17 protein-coding genes are annotated in these 16830 nt (G+C 61.1%); 2 read left to right on the top strand and 15 right to left on the bottom strand.

Going from position 1 to position 16830, the window contains the following annotated elements:
- Window positions 1-39: 39 nt before the first annotated feature.
- The 12 genes from AC0L26_RS06885 to AC0L26_RS06830 all read right to left on the bottom strand — a co-directional run bounded on the left by AC0L26_RS06885 (window position 40) and on the right by AC0L26_RS06830 (window position 11908).
- Entirely contained in the window at window positions 40-906 is an 867-nt protein-coding gene (locus AC0L26_RS06885) for a carbohydrate ABC transporter permease (RefSeq protein WP_473631872.1), read from the bottom strand.
- A 2-nt stretch (window positions 907-908) separates the two neighbouring features.
- The gene (locus AC0L26_RS06880) at window positions 909-1979 is read right to left on the bottom strand and encodes an ABC transporter ATP-binding protein (RefSeq protein ID WP_473631871.1); all 1071 of its coding nucleotides are present in this window, start codon (window positions 1977-1979) and stop codon (window positions 909-911) included.
- A 13-nt stretch (window positions 1980-1992) separates the two neighbouring features.
- Window positions 1993-3075 carry an ABC transporter ATP-binding protein gene (locus tag AC0L26_RS06875; protein WP_473631870.1) on the bottom strand — a complete coding sequence of 361 codons (1083 nt, stop codon included), beginning with the start codon at window positions 3073-3075 and terminating at the stop codon, window positions 1993-1995.
- A 28-nt stretch (window positions 3076-3103) separates the two neighbouring features.
- Window positions 3104-4630, bottom strand: coding sequence for a glycerol-3-phosphate dehydrogenase (gene glpD, locus AC0L26_RS06870; protein WP_473631869.1), 1527 nt, complete (start codon window positions 4628-4630; stop codon window positions 3104-3106).
- Window positions 4631-4756: 126 nt separating this feature from the next.
- The gene (locus AC0L26_RS06865; protein ID WP_354493309.1) at window positions 4757-5524 is read right to left on the bottom strand and encodes a DeoR/GlpR family DNA-binding transcription regulator; all 768 of its coding nucleotides are present in this window, start codon (window positions 5522-5524) and stop codon (window positions 4757-4759) included.
- Between the two features lie 125 nt (window positions 5525-5649).
- The gene (locus tag AC0L26_RS06860) at window positions 5650-7062 is read right to left on the bottom strand and encodes a pyridoxal phosphate-dependent decarboxylase family protein (protein WP_473631868.1); all 1413 of its coding nucleotides are present in this window, start codon (window positions 7060-7062) and stop codon (window positions 5650-5652) included.
- A gap of 25 nt (window positions 7063-7087) precedes the next feature.
- Window positions 7088-7819, bottom strand: coding sequence for a proteasome-type protease (locus AC0L26_RS06855; RefSeq protein ID WP_352934577.1), 732 nt, complete (start codon window positions 7817-7819; stop codon window positions 7088-7090).
- 31 nt (window positions 7820-7850) lie between these two features.
- Window positions 7851-8645: a transglutaminase family protein gene (locus tag AC0L26_RS06850; protein ID WP_473631867.1), complete on the bottom strand. Its 795-nt coding sequence runs from the start codon at window positions 8643-8645 to the stop codon at window positions 7851-7853.
- Between the two features lie 7 nt (window positions 8646-8652).
- Entirely contained in the window at window positions 8653-9594 is a 942-nt protein-coding gene (locus tag AC0L26_RS06845; protein WP_473631866.1) for an alpha-E domain-containing protein, read from the bottom strand.
- A 63-nt stretch (window positions 9595-9657) separates the two neighbouring features.
- The gene (locus AC0L26_RS06840) at window positions 9658-10026 is read right to left on the bottom strand and encodes a four helix bundle protein (protein WP_473631865.1); all 369 of its coding nucleotides are present in this window, start codon (window positions 10024-10026) and stop codon (window positions 9658-9660) included.
- 60 nt (window positions 10027-10086) lie between these two features.
- Window positions 10087-11499: a circularly permuted type 2 ATP-grasp protein gene (locus AC0L26_RS06835; RefSeq protein WP_473631864.1), complete on the bottom strand. Its 1413-nt coding sequence runs from the start codon at window positions 11497-11499 to the stop codon at window positions 10087-10089.
- A 172-nt stretch (window positions 11500-11671) separates the two neighbouring features.
- Window positions 11672-11908, bottom strand: a complete 237-nt coding sequence (locus AC0L26_RS06830; RefSeq protein WP_352934586.1) for an Lrp/AsnC ligand binding domain-containing protein — start codon at window positions 11906-11908, stop codon at window positions 11672-11674.
- A 322-nt stretch (window positions 11909-12230) separates the two neighbouring features.
- On the opposite strand from AC0L26_RS06830, the gene AC0L26_RS06825 reads away from it, so the two are divergent.
- Entirely contained in the window at window positions 12231-12650 is a 420-nt protein-coding gene (locus AC0L26_RS06825) for a DUF4864 domain-containing protein (RefSeq protein ID WP_473631863.1), read from the top strand.
- 146 nt (window positions 12651-12796) lie between these two features.
- Complete coding sequence (locus tag AC0L26_RS06820; RefSeq protein ID WP_473631862.1) at window positions 12797-14068, top strand: flavin-containing monooxygenase; 1272 nt, start codon at window positions 12797-12799, stop codon at window positions 14066-14068.
- Between the two features lie 56 nt (window positions 14069-14124).
- Here the strand turns inward: AC0L26_RS06820 and tgt are convergent, their stop codons facing one another.
- Genes tgt through AC0L26_RS06805 form a run of 3 tightly spaced genes read right to left on the bottom strand, consistent with a single transcriptional unit; the run spans window position 14125 to window position 16820 of the window.
- Complete coding sequence (gene tgt, locus AC0L26_RS06815) at window positions 14125-15255, bottom strand: tRNA guanosine(34) transglycosylase Tgt (RefSeq protein ID WP_473631861.1); 1131 nt, start codon at window positions 15253-15255, stop codon at window positions 14125-14127.
- Window positions 15252-16364 (bottom strand): tRNA preQ1(34) S-adenosylmethionine ribosyltransferase-isomerase QueA, encoded by a 1113-nt coding sequence (queA, locus tag AC0L26_RS06810; protein WP_473631860.1) that lies wholly within the window; start codon window positions 16362-16364, stop codon window positions 15252-15254. Before queA ends, tgt begins: the two co-directional genes overlap by 4 nt.
- Window positions 16365-16370: 6 nt before the next feature.
- Window positions 16371-16820 (bottom strand): DMT family transporter, encoded by a 450-nt coding sequence (locus AC0L26_RS06805; RefSeq protein WP_473631858.1) that lies wholly within the window; start codon window positions 16818-16820, stop codon window positions 16371-16373.
- Between the last annotated feature and the right edge of the window lie 10 nt (window positions 16821-16830).

The raw sequence follows: 16830 nt of genomic DNA, 5'->3' as shown, positions 1-16830 counted from the left end.
GTTCGTCCGTCGGCCGTGGTTTCCTCGAGGCGCGCCATCTCACTGCTCCGCGTCGTAGGCTGTCATGACGGTGTAGAACACCCAGGACAGGAGCATGATGATCAAGAAATAGACGATCGACATCGCCGCGGCCTCACCGAGGTTGAACTCGCCGATGGCCAGCTTCACCAGATCGATCGACAGGAAAGTGGTGGTATTGCCGGGTCCGCCGCCGGTGACGACGAACGGCTCGGTGTAGATCATGAAACTGTCCATGAAGCGCAGCAGAACCGCGATTAGCAGCACGCGGTTCATCTTCGGCAGCTGAATGTAGCGGAAGATCGCCCAGCGCGACGCCCCATCGATCTTGGCTGCCTGGTAATAGGCGTCGGGGATCGAGACCAACCCTGCGTAGCAGAGCAAGACCACGAGGCTGGTCCAGTGCCAGACGTCCATGACGATGACGGTGACCCAGGCGTCGAACGGGTCGTTGACATAGTTGTAGTTGAAGCCGAGCGCCCGCAGCGTATATCCGAGCAGGCCGATATCGACGCGGCCGAACACTTGCCAGATCGTGCCGACGACGTTCCAAGGAATGAGCAGCGGCAGCGCCATCAGCACCAGGCAGACCGGCACGCCCCAGCCCTTCTTCGGCATGTTGAGCGCAATGAAGATGCCGAGCGGAATCTCGATGATGAGGATGATGGCCGAGAAGGCCAGGTTGCGGGCCATCGCTTCCCAAAAACGGTCGGAATGCAGGATTTCCTCGAACCATTCCGAGCCCGCCCAGAAGAAGACGTTGTTGCCGAAAGTGTCCTGCACCGAATAATTCACGACCGTCATCAGCGGGATGATTGCCGAGAACGCCACCAGCAGAAGCACCGGCAGCACCATGAACCAGGCCTTGTTGTTCCAGGTCCTTTCCATGCTCAGCCTCCCATCTCGACGCGCCAGGAATCGGCATAGAGGTTGATGCCGGCCGGGTCGAACGCGATCTTCGGATCGGCGGGAATGTCTTCGTCCTCGCCGACGATCGCCGCGATGTCACGGCCTTCGAAACTGGCGCGTACCACCTTATGGCGGCCGATATCCTCGACCTTCCTGATTGAAACCGGCATACCGGTGGCGCCAAGCCTGACATATTCGGGGCGGATGCCGAGTTCGATCGCGCCTGTGGTTCCAGCCTTGGGCGTGCCCGGCAATTCGATCGTCTGGCTGCCGAGCCGCGCGCTCCTGCCTTCGACCGCGACCGGCATGACGTTCATGCCCGGGGAGCCGATGAAATAGCCGACGAATGTATGTTTGGGGCGCTCGAACAACTCGGCTGGAGAGCCGATCTGCACGATCTCGCCCTCATACATGACGACGACGTTTTCGGCGAAGGTGAGCGCCTCGGTCTGGTCGTGGGTGACATAGATCATGGTGAAACCGAAGCGTCTGTGCAGCTGCTTCAGCTGCGAGCGCAGCACCCATTTCATATGCGGGTCGATAACGGTCAGCGGCTCGTCGAACAGGATCGCGTTGACATCGGAGCGCACCAGCCCGCGTCCGAGCGAGATCTTCTGTTTTTGGTCGGCGGTCAGCCCCCGCGCCTTTCTCCGGGCCATATCGGCCAACCCCGTCATCTCAAGCGTTTCGCGCACCTTGCGGTCGACGTCGGGTTCCGGAACGCCGCGATTGCGCAGCGGGAAGGCCAGATTGTCGTAGACGGTCATGGTGTCGTAGATGACCGGGAACTGGAACACCTGCGCGATATTGCGCTCCTGCGTCGACAGATTGGTCACGTCCTTGCCGTCGAACAGAAGCTCGCCATGCGACGGGTACAACAGGCCGGAAATGATGTTGAGCAGCGTGGTCTTGCCGCAGCCCGATGGCCCGAGCAGCGCATAGGCGCCGCCGTCCTCGAAGGTGTGATGCACCTCCTTCAGCGCATAGTCCTTGTCCGACTTCGGATGCGGTCCGTAGGCGTGGCGGATGTGGTTGCAGTCGATGCGCGCCATGTGCCCTCCTCCCTCAAGCCGCCAGCATTTGTGGCGGCGCGGCCGAGCGGCCGTTCGCGTCGAAAACCATGATGTGGCGCGGATCGATGAACACCTCGATGGTCTGGTCGGGCTCGAACACCAGGATGCCGTGCTCCAGCATCACCCAGCGGACATCGGCGAAGTCGAGATGCACAAAACTTTCGGAACCGGTGATCTCGGTGACCGAGACCTTGGCTCTCACCGGAACCGCCGACGGGCTCGGCCGGGTAAGAGAGAGATGGTGGGGCTGAAAGCCGATCGTGTAACTCGTATCGGCAATACCGGCGAGTTCAGCCGGCACGGGGAGGTTCACCCCACCATCAAGAAGGAAGCTTGAGCCGCTCTTCTTCAGCACGATCGTGTTGAGCGGCGGGTCGGCGAACGTCTTGGCCGTGACGAGGTCGTTCGGTCTGCGGAAGACGTCGATCGTCGGGCCGAACTGGGTGATGCGGCCCTCGGAAAGCGTCGCCGTGTTGCCGCCGAGCAGCAAGGCTTCGTGCGGCTCCGTCGTAGCGTAGACGAAAATGGTGCCGGTCGCCGCGAATATCCTGGGCAATTCCGCGCGCAGCTCCTCGCGCAGCTTATAGTCGAGATTGGCGAGCGGCTCGTCGAGCAGCACGAGGCTGGCGTTCTTGACGATGGCGCGCGCTAGCGCCGTGCGCTGCTGCTGGCCGCCCGAAAGGCTGAGCGGCGTGCGCTCGAGAAAGGGCGTCAGCTTGAGCAGCGCGGCGGCATTGCGCACCTCCTTGTCGATCTTCGCCCGATCGGTGCCGGCCACCCTCAGCGGCGAGGCGATGTTCTCGTAGACGGTCATCGCCGGATAATTGATGAACTGCTGGTAGACCATGGCGACGTTGCGCTTCTGCACCGGGATGCCGGTGACATCCTTGCCATCGAACCAAACCGAACCGGATGTTGGAACATCAAGGCCGGCCATCAACCGCATCAGGCTGGTCTTGCCGGAAAGCGTCGGTCCGAGAAGGACGTTGAGCGAGCCGTGCTGAAGCGTCAGCGACACGTCGCGTATATGCTCCGTCGCGGCGACCGTCTTCGTCACGTTTCTCAATTCCAGCATGATGCCTCCTCCCAGGCTTTCTGCATCACTATTCGGCAGCCGCTACATGGCGCCGGCTTATCCCGCGCATGAATTCGTCGAGCGCTGCCGCCTGCTCGCGGCTCAGATGCAGGCCGCGCTTGGTCCTGCGCCACAATACATCTTCGGCCGTCATCGCCCATTCATTTTGAACGAGGTAGCGCACCTCGGCCTCGTAGAGATCGGCGCCGAAGTTGCGGCCAAGGTCGGCATTCGATCTGGCGAGGCCCAGCAGCATCCTTGCGCGAGTTCCGTAAAGCCGGGTCAGGCGTCGCGCCAGACGCGCATCGAGGAACGGATAGGCCGTTTTCAGTTTCGCCACTTCGGCGTCGAAGCCGCCGGCCGGGAAATCGCCACCCGGTAGCGACGCGTTTGCGGTCCACGGCTTGCCGCGCTTGCCGAGAAAACCTTCGATCTTCTCCAGCATCGATTCCGACAGCCGGCGATAGGTGGTGATCTTGCCGCCAAAGGTGTTGATGATCGGCGCCATGCCCTCGCCGCCATCGGTCTTCAGCACATAGTCGCGGGTCGCCTCCTGCGCCTTCGAGGCGCCGTCGTCATAAAGCGGGCGCACGGCCGAATAAGTCCAGACGATGTCCGAACGCTTGACTGGTTGCGCGAAATATTCGCTCGCCGCGGCACACAAGTAATCGATCTCGGCATCGCTGATCTTCACCTCACGAGGGTCGCCAGAATAGTCCTGGTCCGTGGTGCCGATCAGCGTGAACTCGTCTTCATAGGGAATAGCAAAGATGATGCGGCCATCCTTGTTCTGGAAGAAATAGGCGCGCGGATCGTCGAATTTCTTGCCGATGACGATATGGCTGCCCTGTACCAGCCGGACATTGTGCACGTCGTTCAAGCCGACCGTTGCGGACAGCACATGGTCGACCCAGGGACCGGCGGCATTGACCAAAAGCCGCGCCTTGATCTCCTCGGTGTTCCCGGTCTGCAGGTCTTCCAGCCTTACCGTCCAAAGCTCGCCTTCACGGCGTGCGCCGATGACTTTCGTGCGGGTTCGGATCGTTGCGCCGCGATCGGCAGCATCGCGGGCGTTCAACGACACCAGTCGCGCATCGTTGACCCAGCCGTCGGAATATTCGAAGGCCTTTCGAAATAACGGCTTCAGCGGCTTGCCGGCCGGATCCTTTGCCATGTCCAGCGTCTTGGTCGCCGGCAGCAATTTGCGCCCGCCAATGTGATCGTAAAGGAACAGGCCGAGCCTGATCAGCCAGGCCGGGCGCAGGCCCTTGGCATAAGGCAGCACGAAGCGCATCGGCCAGATGATGTGCGGCGCGTTCTTCCAGAGAATTTCGCGCTCCATCAGCGCCTCGCGCACCAGGCGGAATTCGTAGAATTCGAGATAGCGCAGGCCACCATGGATCAGTTTGGTCGAGCCGGAAGAAGTTCCACTGGCCAGATCGTTCATTTCGGCAAGGAAGACCGAAAAGCCGCGCCCAACCGCATCGCGGGCAATGCCGCAGCCGTTGATTCCACCGCCGATGACAAAGATGTCATGGATCGGGGATGCGCCCACAATAGTCCTCCCGGATTTCGCATTGCAGCATTTTTAGGTTTTTACGAAACCGTGTCGGGATTATTTCGAAATGAGAACGAATGTCAAACGAAATGTAAACGGCCGCTGTTGCCGCAACGGCAGCCTCTAGGGCAGCGACGTCTCGATCAGTTGAACCTCGGCCTCCTGGCAGATCTTGCGCACCGAGGGGATGTCGCAGCGGTCGGTGATAAAGGTGTTGACCTGCGACAGGTGGCCGATGCGGACTGGCGCCGTCCGCTCGAATTTGGTCTGGTCGGAGACGAGGATGACATGCCGGGCATTGGCGATGATCGCCTGCGCCACCTTCACTTCACGAAAATCGAAATCGAGCAGCGCGCCGTCATGATCGATCGCCGAGGCGCCGATCACCGCGTAATCGACCTTGAACTGCCTGATGAAATCGACCGCGGCCTCGCCGACCACGCCGCCATCGGAACCGCGCACGACACCGCCGGCGATTACCACCTCGATTGAAGGATATATGCGCATCCTATTGGCAACATTGATATTATTGGTGATGACCATCAAGCCGCTATGATCAAGGAGCGCCTTGCTGACCGACTCCGTCGTCGTGCCGATATTGATGAACAGCGAGGCATTGTCCGGGATCAACCTGGCCGCTGCGCGGCCGATCGCCTCCTTTTCGTCGGCGGCGATCTTGCGCCGCGCCTCATATTCCATGTTCTCGATGCCGGAGGGAAACAGTGCCCCGCCATGAATGCGCGACAGCAGCCGCTGGTCGCACAGATCGTTGAGATCCTTGCGGATGGTCTGCGGCGTCACGTTGAAATGCGTTGCCAGATCATCGACCAGCACGCGGCCATGGTCCTTGGCCATCTGGATGATTTCGGAATGGCGCGGCGACAGATACATTGGGGACCTCCCGTTTTCGTTTTTCTTGGGTATAGCGGAAAACGAAAGTGATGAAAAGGCGCAAGCCGGCTAACGAAATTGCATGCGTCCAGAGGGCAAACCTCGGCGCAACTTTGCCGACAAATTCAACCCCGACCGCGCGCGATTTCGGTGACGACTTCGAAAGCCGTGTCGATATCCGCCGCCGTCGCCTCGAACTGACCGACCTGAAAGCGGATCGCGACCTGCCCGTCTACTCGTGTCTGGGTCAGGTAGATGCGGCCATCGTCGTTGATCGCGTTGACCAGCCGCAGATTGTGTTCGTCCGAATCGATGCCGGCCGCCGCCAGATGCCGGAACGAAAACAGCGACAGCATCGGCTCCGTGACGATCTCGAAGTCCGGTTCCCGGGCCAACCGCGCAGCGAGACCTTCGCTCCAGGCGACATGGTTGCGGATCATGGTCCGCAGATTCTCCAGCCCGTGGGCCCGCAGCAGGAACCACAGCTTCAGCGCACGAAAACGCCTACCGAGCGGCACCGACCATTCGGAATAGTTGATGATGCCGTCGCGTCCGTGCGTCTTCAGGAATTCGGGCTTGATGGCCAGGGTGCGGACCAAATCCTCCGGCTGGCGGATAAACTGCACTGAGCAGTCGAACTGCGCGCCCAGCCACTTATGCGGATTGAAGACGATGGAATCCGCCTGCTCAGCGCCAGTCCAGAAATGGCGAAACTCGGGACAGATCATTGCCGATCCGGCCCAGGCCGCATCGACATGCAGATAGAGTCCATGGCGCTTGGCTACCGCGGCGACGCCGGCAACATCATCCGTACCACCGGTGCTGGTGCCGCCGACACAGGCGATGATGCCGGCCGGCAGCATGCCAGCTTCCCGGTCGGCGACGATCGCCGCTTCCAGGGCCGCGATATCCATGGCGCGAAAGCGGCCGGCAACCGGAATGCGCACGAGATTGTCCTCGCCGATGCCCGATACCCAGATCGCCCGGTCGATGGAGGTATGAACCTGGTCGGAAGAATAGACGCGCAATATCGGCTGGCCTTGCAGGCCCTTCTCGTTGCCCCGCCAATCGAGCGCGCGCTCGCGCATGGTCAACACGGCGGCGAGCGTCGCCGACGATGCCGAATCCTGCATGACGCCGGAAAACCCTTCCGGCAGGCCAAGCGCCTGACGCATCCAGTCGACGACGCGCGTCTCGAGTTCGGTCGCTGCCGGCGAGGTCTGCCAGAGCATGCATTGCGCGGCCATCGCCGAGACTAGATATTCGGCCACCACCGAAACCGGTGCGGCGTTGGCCGGGAAATAGGCGAAGAAGCGCGGATGCTGCCAATGCGTCATGCCCGGCAGGATTTTCTGCTCGAAATCGGCGAAAATCTCATCCATCGGCTCGGCCGCTTCAGGCGGCGAAGTCTCCACGCTCTTGAAGATGTCACCGGGATCGACCAGCGGCCGCACCGGTCTTTCGCGCAGCGAGTTGCGATAGTCGGCGCCCCAATCCGCGGCGCGCCTCGACCATTGCCGGAATTCGTCGTTGTTCATCGCACCTCCGGAAGAGACAAGCCGTCTATTCGGGAAAATCAGGCAGACTCGCAAAAGCAGTTTTCAGTGCGTTCGACCAGCCGTCCGAAATGGTGCGGTAGTATTGATCGTCCTGGGCTATCCGCTTCTTCAGGCTGACCTTGTAGGCGTCCTTTTCGTAGAACAGCAGGTCGAGCGGCAGACCGACCGACAGGTTCGATTTCAGCGTCGAGTCGAACGACACCAGCAACAGTTTCACCGTCTCGGCGAAACTCATCGTCTTTTCATAGGCGCGAATGATGATCGGCTTGCCGTATTTGGTCTCGCCGATCTGGAAAAACGGCGTGTCGTCGGTCGATTCGATGAAATTGCCTTCCGGATAGATCATGAACAGCCGCGGCGCGCTGCCCTTGATCTGGCCACCGAGGATGAAGGAGGCATTGAAATAGGAATCCGCCTTGTCGCCGGATGGCGACGAATTGGCGATGACTTCCTTGACGGTGTCGCCGACCATCCGCACCGTCTGGTACATGGAGGGCGTTTCGAGCAGTGTCGCGTGGCGATCGCCAACTGCCTTGGTGCGCTCGTCGAGCAGGCTAACGACCGCCTGCGTCGTCGCCAGATTGCCGGCCGACATCAGCACGATGACGCGCTCGCCCGGCTCTTCCCAGACATGCATTTTCTTGAAGGTCGAGATCGAATCCATGCCGGCATTGGTGCGCGTGTCGGACATGAACACGAGCCCACGATCGATCTTCAGGCCGACGCAATAGGTCATCGAATCTCTTTGGCAGCAATCTTGCTGAGGATTACTGCTCCACCGTGACGGTGACCGCAAGCTGTTCTTCTGCTTGTCCCAGCCGAATTCCCGATACGGGAGTCGCGTCGCGATAGTCACGGCCGATCGCCACTTTTACATAGCGTTCGTCAGGCGAAATGCCGTTGGCGACGTCGAATGCGACCCAGCCCAAGCCCGCAACATGCGCCTCGGCCCAGGCATGGCTTGCCGCCTGCTCGACCGCCGCATCCATCATTAGATAGCCGCTGACGTAGCGGGCCGGAAACCCCATGGCGCGCGCGGCGGCGGCAAAGATATGGCTGTGATCCTGGCAGACGCCGGTCTTGAGTGCCAGCGCATCCTCGGCCGGGGTCGCCGCGTTGGTAGTGCCCGGCGTATAGGCGACGCGCTCGCCGATCGTGGCCATCAGTCTATGCAATCTTTCGATATCCGTCCCCTCGCCGACCGACGCCACGAGTTCGCGAATGCCGCTGCCGATCGTCGTCAACGGCGTTTCGTGGCCGAACAGCCAGAGCGGCGCGAAACCCTGGTGCGGCCCGGCGACGCCCGACGTGTCGCGTGTCACCACCTCGCCCGATGCCGCGACGGTGATGAAATCGCGCTCGCCTTCAACGCTCAAAAGCCGTGTGTCGTTGCCGAAATGGTCGGTGAAGCGCACTTCCTCGCGTGCGCCTTCGATCTTCAGCGCCCAAGACAGCACGGTCTGCGTCGATCCGCTGACCGGAAGCAGCCGTAATCGCTGCAGCAGATAATGCACCGGCGCATCGTAGCGGTATTCGGTCCGGTGGGTGATCTTCAGCCGCATGGCTTCCTCAGTAGAATCGATAGTCCTGCGCGATCTCGTCGCCGAGCCTGGTGTTGTCGCGAATGAAATTGGCCAGGAATTCATGCAGGCCGGCGTCGAATATGTCCTTGATCGAGCCGGCCGTCAGCATGGCCTGGGTTTTGCCCGCCGTCGCATGACAGGCATGACGCTCGCCATAATCGTCGCCCAGGAACCTGAGATGCTCCGTCAGGAAACGATAGCAGAAAGTCAGCGAGCGCGGCATGCGAACGTTGAGGATCAGATAGTCGGCGATGTTGCTCGGCTTGTAGTCGGCCTCATAGACCCAGCGATAGGAGCGGTGCGCCGACACCGAGCGCAGGATCGATTCCCACTGGTAATTGTCGAGCGTGGAGCCGACCCAAGAGATCGACGGCAGCAGCACATAATATTTCACGTCGAGGATGCGCGCCGTGTTGTCGGCGCGTTCGACATAGGTGCCGAGCTGCGAGAAATCGAAGATCTCGTTGCGCAGCATAGTGCCGTAGAACGAGCCGCGGATCAGCGCCGTTTCGCGCTTGATCGCGTCGAGCACGCTGGGCAGGTCGCGTTCGTCGACCGGCCTGGCCAGCATGCGCTTCAGCGACATCCAGGCTTCGTTGATGCTTTCCCAGGTTTCGCGCGTCAGCGCTGTGCGTACCATGCGGGCATTGTTGCGCGCCGTTTCGATCGACGCCATCGTGCTCGACGGGTTTGATGTGTCGCGCAGCAGGAAATCGGAGACATTGGCGGCAGTATAGTCGGAATATTTCTGCGTGAAGGCAGCGTCCGAGCCGGCGCTGAGCAGCACGGAATTCCACTCCTCCGAAGCGTTCTGGGTGCGGGTCAGCGCCATGCGCAGCCCGGCATCGACCAGCCGCGCCATATTCTCCGCCCGCTCGATGTAGCGGTTCATCCAGTAAAGCCCGTTGGCGGTGCGGCCGAGAAGCATGTCAACTTGCCTCGAAGTCGAGCGAATAGGGAATAGCGAATAGCGAATAGCGGAAATATGAGGTCATGACTTTTGTTGCAGACTCCTGATCATTGAACGCAGCATTTTCCCGATCTCCTCAGCCTGGCTAAGTAAATGAACCACCTCTTTCTCAACCATCAAGCCTACCCTTCCGGATAAGATCAGGTGCGTTTCCAACTCTTTGAGCGAGCCTTGAGCAATGCGCAAAAATTGGATGAAGGCTCCCGTATTTTCTCGTCCGTGGCCCTCCGCGATGTTTGCTGCGATTGATGCCGCCGAGCGCCTTATCTGAGAGGTCATGCCGTATGCTTCCTTGCTCGGGAACGCTGCCGTCCCGGAATAGCAATCTACCGCCAATTCTATGGCTGCCTTCCAAACAATTAGGTCCCTGTAAGAATTGATCGCCGTCACACACCTCCCTATCCCTATCCCTATTCGCTACTCGCTATTCCCTACTCGCTACTTCCCACTTTAATCATCCAGCACCCACGTATCCTTGGTGCCGCCGCCCTGCGAGGAGTTGACCACCAGCGAGCCTTCCTTCAGCGCCACGCGCGTCAGCCCGCCGGGCACGATCTGGATGCGGTCGGAAACCAGCACATAGGGCCTGAGATCGACATGGCGCGGCGCCAGTCCTTTGTCGGTCAGGATCGGACAGGTCGACAGCGCCAGCGTCGGCTGTGCGATGTAGTTCGATGGTTTTGCGGCGAGTTTCTTGGAAAAATCCTCGCATTCCTTTTTGGTCGCCGCCGGCCCGACCAGCATGCCGTATCCGCCGGACCCGTGCACTTCCTTCACCACCAGTTCATGGATGTGTTCGAGCACATACTTCAGGCTGTCCGGCTCCGAGCAGCGCCAAGTGGGGATGTTGCCGAGGATCGCCTTGCGGCCGGTGTAGAATTCGACGATCTCCGGCATGTAGGAATAGATCGCCTTGTCGTCGGCGATACCGGTTCCCGGCGCATTGGCGATGGTGATGTTGCCGGCGCGGTAGACATCCATGATGCCCGGGACGCCAAGTGCCGAGTCCGCCCGAAAGGTCAGCGGATCGAGGAAAGAATCGTCGACCCTCCGGTAAAGCACGTCGATCTGCTTGTAGCCTTCGGTCGTGCGCATCGCGACGTGACCGTCGACGACTCGTAGATCCTGCCCCTCGACAAGCTGCACGCCCATCTGGTCGGCAAGGAAGGCATGTTCGAAATAGGCGGAGTTGAAGCTGCCCGGCGTCAGCACGGCGATGGTTGGCGCGCCCTTGGTGCTCTGCGGCCGCACCGCTGCCAGCGACTGGCGCAAGAGCTGCGGATAGTTTTCCACCGGCCGCACCTTGATCTGCTGGAACAGCTCGGGAAAGAGCTGCATCATCGTCTCGCGGTTCTCCAGCATGTAGGAGACGCCGGACGGCGTGCGCGCATTGTCCTCCAGCACATAGAATTCGTTCTCGCTGATACGCACGATATCGACGCCGATGATATGGGTGTAGACGCCGGCCGGCGGCCGTACCCCGATCATCTCCGGCAGGAACGCCTCGTTCTTGGCGATCAATTCCTTAGGGACGCGCCCGGCGCGCAAGATCTCCTGGCGGTGATAGATGTCATCGAGAAAGGCGTTCAGCGCCTGCACGCGCTGCTCGATGCCTTGCGTCAGCCGTCGCCATTCATTGCCGGAAATGATGCGCGGAACGATGTCGAAGGGGATCAGCCGCTCGGAGGCTTCCTGCTCGCCATAGACGGCAAAGGTGATGCCGGTCTTGCGGAAGACACGCTCGGCGTCCTGCATCTTTTCGGTAAGCCTGGCCGGATCCTGCTCCTTCAGCCAGCGATCGTAAGCCGAGTATGGTGTTCTCAATCCGGAAATTTCCGGAAGCATTTCATCGAACGCTGCCAATCGCATACTCCCCTGTGAGGCCATTTCACTGGCGTCACCGGAGAAAATCAAGCGCAATCGGTTATTTGGAGGATGCGGGCGATCAGTATGTCGCGGCTGCCTAAAATTATGGCAGCACCAATATGGCTGTGATCAGGCTTTGCCTTATGTCCAGGCAGGCGGCAGGCGCTGCTCAGAAGGCGCGGAAGGTGACGACCGTGAACGTGTCCTTGATGCCTGGAAGGACCTGTACCTTCTCGTTGACGAAGTGGCCGATGTCTTCTTCGTCGTCGACATAGAATTTGGCGAGCAGATCGTAATTGCCGGCTGTCGAGTAGATTTCCGAAGCGATCTCGGCATCGGCCAAAGCGCTGGCAACCTCATAGGCCTTGCCCAGATCGCACTTTATCTGCACGAAAAATGCCTTCATTGCCCGGTCCTGCTCAAGCTTGCACCTACAGCGCCGCGCGTCCTTTTAGACGCGCAAAGGACGCTGTAGCACTTTGATTGCGCATGATCCTTTCCGAAAATCGATTCCGATTTTCGGGGTCATGCGGATAAGCGGCCCTTGTGGCAGACTGCCGCCCGGCTTTCAAGCATGAGGGAGCTTAGGCCGCCCTCGCCTGCAGCTTGCTCAAGTTCCGCCTTGGCGTGCGACGTTGAATGTTGTCGTCGCTGAAACCACGAAGCGCTGTCGAGCGTATGGTATGCTGAGCGTCTTCGGACGGCTCCTCGGATAACGGAGACAGGCCATGCACCGCGTGCTTTTCGCATTCGCAATCGTTCCATTCATCCTGGCGTCCCCGGTGTTGGCCGGCGATGCGGAAATCAAGGCAGCCCAAGCAACCATCGACGGTCAATTGAAGGCCTTCATGGCTGATGATGACGCTGCCGCCTACAGCTTCGCCGCACCGAACGTCAAACGCATCTTTCCGACCGTCGACACGTTCATGAACATGGTGACCAATGGCTATGCGCCGGTGCGCAAGCCGCGGACCTATTCCTTCGGTAAGGTGCAGGAAATGAGCCCGACATCGATCATCCAGCAGGTGCTGATCGTCGGGCCGAACGGCAAGGACTACGAGGCGGTCTATACGCTCGAACAGCAGCCCGACGGGACCTACCAGATAACCGGCTGCAGCCTGCGCGCATCCAACGCGCTGAGCACCTGATTGGTCCTAGGCGCGACAAATCCGAAAGACCCAGTTGCTCGAAGCGCCTAGATCGACAAAGGAGGCACTTGCCCTCGGGAGTGGCTTCGTTCCTTTCCCTAAATTAGCTCATTGCAGTATACTGCTGCATTCTCAGGGTGAGCGGGGTGTCGTTTGCCCTCAGATGCGATCGTCATTTTGGCGGCGGGGGAGGCATGAGGGGGATTCTTGATGCAGTCGTCATAGGCGCTGGCTCGGCCGGGCTTGGCGTCAGTTATTTCCTGCAACAACGTGGCTGTGCGCACCATGTTCTCGAGCGAGGCCGTATAGGAGAGACGTGGCGAACGCAGCGCTGGGACTCCTTCCGGCTCAACTCGACGAACATACGCACCATACTACCCGGTGATTCCTACGACGGGCCGGACCCTTGGGGTGCGATAACTCACCACGAATTCGTGGCTTATTTGGAAGGCTATGTTGACCGGCACCGCTTGCCGGTGCGCACCGGAGTGACGGTTGAGCAGCTGCATCGAGAGGACGGAACCTATCGAGTCACGACTGATCGCGAGACGCTTCTGGCGCGCACGATCGTGATTGCAACCGGCAACCAGAACCGCCAGGTCCGGCCGCCTTCGTCGTCCGACTTGCCGACGGCAGTTCGCCAGGTCGATTCCTCTGCCTATCGCAACCCGGCCGAGCTCGCTGATGGCGCCGTGCTGGTGGTCGGGAGCGGCCAGTCGGGCGGCCAGATTGCCGACGATTTGGTGCAGGCCGGACGCCGGGTGTTTCTGGCGACGAGCCGCACTGGCCGCCTGGTACGCCGCTATCGCGGCGGCGACTCGTTCAACTGGCTCACCGTATCCGGCTTTGCCGACGTCCCGCGCTGGGAGCTCCTCCTGGAAAACGGCAGGCCGCCGCCGCGCCCACTGCTCGGGGCGACCCACACGATCAGCCTGCAATCGTTGAGCGCACAAGGAGTGACCCTGCTCGGCCGTTTCATAGGCGTTGTGAACGGCAACCTCGCCTTCGGCCACGAGGTCGGCGACCACATGCGCTTCGCAGACGAGGCCTCGGCGGACCTGAAGCGAGTGATTGACGAGTACATCGAGCGCGCCGGTCTCGATGCGCCGCCAGCCGAGGATGATCCAGCCGAAACGGTCGCGCCTTGCGTGCCGAGCCCGCCGATTCGTTCGATCGACTTGGCCGTTTGCGGCATCTCATCGGTAATCTGGTGCACCGGCTTCTCGGGCGACTTCTCATGGGTGCAGCTTCCCGACGCCCTGGATGCGGCTGGCCAACCCATACATGAGGACGGCATCGGTGCCGTTCACGGACTCTATTTCGCCGGCCTGGATTTTGCGTCAACGCGGAAATCAGGCACCGTACCGGCCGTTGCCGAGGAGGCGCGCCAGATGGTGGACCACATCGTCAAAGGATGAGTAGGCTCACGGCCAAGAACGCCTGGAATGGATTCGCCGAGGGTCAGACCTTCACACTAGCGAGCCGGAATATCGCCCCTCGCCCAGCCTTCGGAAATTTCCGCGGCCCGCGCTTCGAATGCGCCAGCCTCGATCGCGGAGCGAATGCCCTGCATCAGCTTTTGATAGTAGGAAAGATTGTTCCAGGTCAGCAGCATAGCCCCCAGCGCCTCTTGCGAGCGGACCAGATGGTGCAGATAGGCGCGCGAATAATCTCTGGCGGCCGGGCAGTCGCTCTCCTCGTCGAGCGGGCGCGGATCGTCGGCATGGCGGGCGTTGCGCAGATTGACCTTGCCGCGCCTTGTGTAGGCGAGGCCATGGCGGCCGGCGCGCGTCGGCATCACGCAGTCGAACATGTCGATGCCGCGCGCCACCGATTTCAATATATCGTCCGGCGTGCCAACACCCATCAGATAACGAGGCCTGTCCGCCGGCAGTTCCGGGCAGGTGATATCGAGCATTTCGAGCATCACCGCTTGCGGCTCGCCGACCGCCAGCCCGCCGATCGCATAGCCCTTGAGGTCCATCGCTTTCAGCGCCTGCGCCGAGCGCAGCCGCAACGCGGCTATGTCGCCGCCCTGGACGATGCCGAACATCGCCTTTCCCTGCTGGTCGCCGAACGCCGTCTTGCAGCGCTCGGCCCAGCGCAGCGACAACTCCATGGCCCGCTCAATTTCCTTCTCCTTGGCCGGCAGCGCGGTGCATTCGTCGAGCTGCATCTGGATGTCGGAATCGAGCAGTCCCTGAATTTCGATCGAGCGCTCGGGCGACATCTCATAGGCGGCGCCGTCGATATGCGAGCGGAAAGTGACGCCTTTTTCGGTGAGTTTCCTCAGCTTCGACAGCGACATCACCTGAAAGCCGCCGCTGTCGGTCAGGATCGGATGCGGCCAGCGGGCGAATTCGTGCAGGCCGCCAAGCCGCGCCACACGTTCGGCGCCGGGCCGCAGCATCAGATGATAGGTGTTGCCCAGGATGATGTCCGAACCGACGCCGCGCACCTGATCCATATACATAGTCTTGACAGTGCCGCCGGTGCCGACCGGCATGAAGGCCGGCGTGCGGATTTCGCCGCGCGGCATGGTGATAGAGCCGCGCCGCGCCTTGCCGTCGGTCGCCAGCACCTCGAAGGTGAACGCCTTAGTCATTGAATTCCTTGTTTGATGCTTGGCGCGCGTCCATCGTTCTCCTCCCTGAACAGAAGACTTGCATCTCCATAGGAGTAGAACCTGTAGCGGTTCTCGATGGCATGCGCATAGGCCGCACGCATCGTTTGCAGACCGCAAAACGCCGAAACCAGCATGAACAGCGTCGAGCGCGGTAGATGGAAATTGGTCATCAGCATGTCGGCGGCCTTGAAACGGTAGCCGGGCGTGATGAAGATATCCGTCGGACCCGACCATCCGGCCAATGTGCCGTCCTCCCGCGCAGCGCTCTCCAGCAGGCGCAGCGACGTCGTACCGACGGCGACGATGCGCCCGCCACGCGCCTTCGCTGCGTTGAGTGCCGCGGCGGTTTCCGGGCTGACCGAACCGATCTCGGCATGCATCTTGTGATCGGCCGTGTCGTCGACTTTCACCGGCAGGAACGTGCCGGCGCCGACATGCAAGGTGACGAAGCGGCGCTCGATCCCCTTGGCATCGAGCGCGGCGAAAAGCTCGGGCGTGAAATGCAGGCCGGCAGTGGGAGCGGCGACAGCGCCCTCCTCCCTGGCATAGATGGTCTGGTAGTCGATGCGGTCGCGTTCGTCGTCGTCGCGCTTCGAGGCGATGTAGGGCGGCAGCGGAATGTGGCCGACGGCGTGCAGTGCCTCGTCGAGAAATGGGCCCGAGAGGTCGAAACCGAGCAGCGCTTCGCCGGCGTCGCCCTTCTCGATCACCGTGGCGTCGAGTTGGCCGAGAAAGCAGGAATTGGCGTCATGGCCGAAATGGATGCGGTCGCCGGCGGCGATGCGCTTGCCCGGACGCATGAAAGCCAGCCAGCGGTCCGGCCCTACTCGCATGTGCAGCGTGGCTTCGACTTGCGCCGTCGCCTCGCCGCGCCGCCTGATGCCTTTCAACTGTGCCGGAATGACTTTGGTGTCGTTGAACACCAGCACGTCACCGGTCTCGAGCAGCGACGGCAGATCGCGGACCGTTCGGTCTTCGAGACCCTCACCCGGCCTGACCACCAGCATGTTGGCGCTGTCGCGCGGTTCTGCCGGTCGAAGCGCGATGCGCTCCTCCGGCAGTTCAAAGTCGAAAAGATCGACGCGCATCAGAAATCAAAAGAGCCGGACTAACAGTGCTCCGGCCAGCAGCAGCACCGCGCCGGCGACGCGGCCAAGCGAAATCTCACGCACCGCAACGCCAAGGAAGCCGACACGGTCTATGAGCATGCCAGCCAGCAACTGGCCCGCGACTAGGAACGCCATCAACGCCGCGGCGCCGATGCGCGGCGTGAGGATTGTCGAAAGAGTGACATAGAATCCGCCGAGCATGCCGCCGGCGATGAACAGCCAAGGCGCAGGCGCCTTCCAGTCGAGTGAGACGCTTTGCAGCTTCACCACAGCAAGGGAGATGATGCCGAGCACGATTGCACCTGACAGGAACGAAAACGCAGCGGCCGCGACCGGGAGGCCCAGGCCGCGCGCCAGTTGTGAATTGATCGGCGCCTGAATGGCGATGAAGGCGCCTGACAAAATGCCGAGCAAAGACCAGACAACGCCCATCATCGTCGTTTCA

The organism is Mesorhizobium sp. WSM4823 (genome assembly GCF_055811195.1).
Note: the sequence above shows the minus strand (reverse complement) of the source record. Positions and strands in the feature narration are given on the sequence as shown.

What these genes read in the sequence shown, in the direction of transcription:
- AC0L26_RS06855 (WP_352934577.1), bottom strand. Translation starts at nt 7,819, where the DNA reads ATGACCTATTGCGTCGGCCTGAAGATCGATCGTGGGCTCGTGTTCATG.
- AC0L26_RS06875 (WP_473631870.1), bottom strand. Translation starts at nt 3,075, where the DNA reads ATGCTGGAATTGAGAAACGTGACGAAGACGGTCGCCGCGACGGAGCAT.
- AC0L26_RS06860 (WP_473631868.1), bottom strand. Translation starts at nt 7,062, where the DNA reads ATGAACAACGACGAATTCCGGCAATGGTCGAGGCGCGCCGCGGATTGG.
- AC0L26_RS06830 (WP_352934586.1), bottom strand. Translation starts at nt 11,908, where the DNA reads ATGAAGGCATTTTTCGTGCAGATAAAGTGCGATCTGGGCAAGGCCTAT.
- AC0L26_RS06880 (WP_473631871.1), bottom strand. Translation starts at nt 1,979, where the DNA reads ATGGCGCGCATCGACTGCAACCACATCCGCCACGCCTACGGACCGCAT.
- AC0L26_RS06850 (WP_473631867.1), bottom strand. Translation starts at nt 8,645, where the DNA reads ATGCGGCTGAAGATCACCCACCGGACCGAATACCGCTACGATGCGCCG.
- AC0L26_RS06825 (WP_473631863.1), top strand. Translation starts at nt 12,231, where the DNA reads ATGCACCGCGTGCTTTTCGCATTCGCAATCGTTCCATTCATCCTGGCG.
- queA (WP_473631860.1), bottom strand. Translation starts at nt 16,364, where the DNA reads ATGCGCGTCGATCTTTTCGACTTTGAACTGCCGGAGGAGCGCATCGCG.
- AC0L26_RS06885 (WP_473631872.1), bottom strand. Translation starts at nt 906, where the DNA reads ATGGAAAGGACCTGGAACAACAAGGCCTGGTTCATGGTGCTGCCGGTG.
- AC0L26_RS06805 (WP_473631858.1), bottom strand. Translation starts at nt 16,820, where the DNA reads ATGATGGGCGTTGTCTGGTCTTTGCTCGGCATTTTGTCAGGCGCCTTC.
- AC0L26_RS06865 (WP_354493309.1), bottom strand. Translation starts at nt 5,524, where the DNA reads ATGTATCTGTCGCCGCGCCATTCCGAAATCATCCAGATGGCCAAGGAC.
- tgt (WP_473631861.1), bottom strand. Translation starts at nt 15,255, where the DNA reads ATGACTAAGGCGTTCACCTTCGAGGTGCTGGCGACCGACGGCAAGGCG.
- AC0L26_RS06845 (WP_473631866.1), bottom strand. Translation starts at nt 9,594, where the DNA reads ATGCTTCTCGGCCGCACCGCCAACGGGCTTTACTGGATGAACCGCTAC.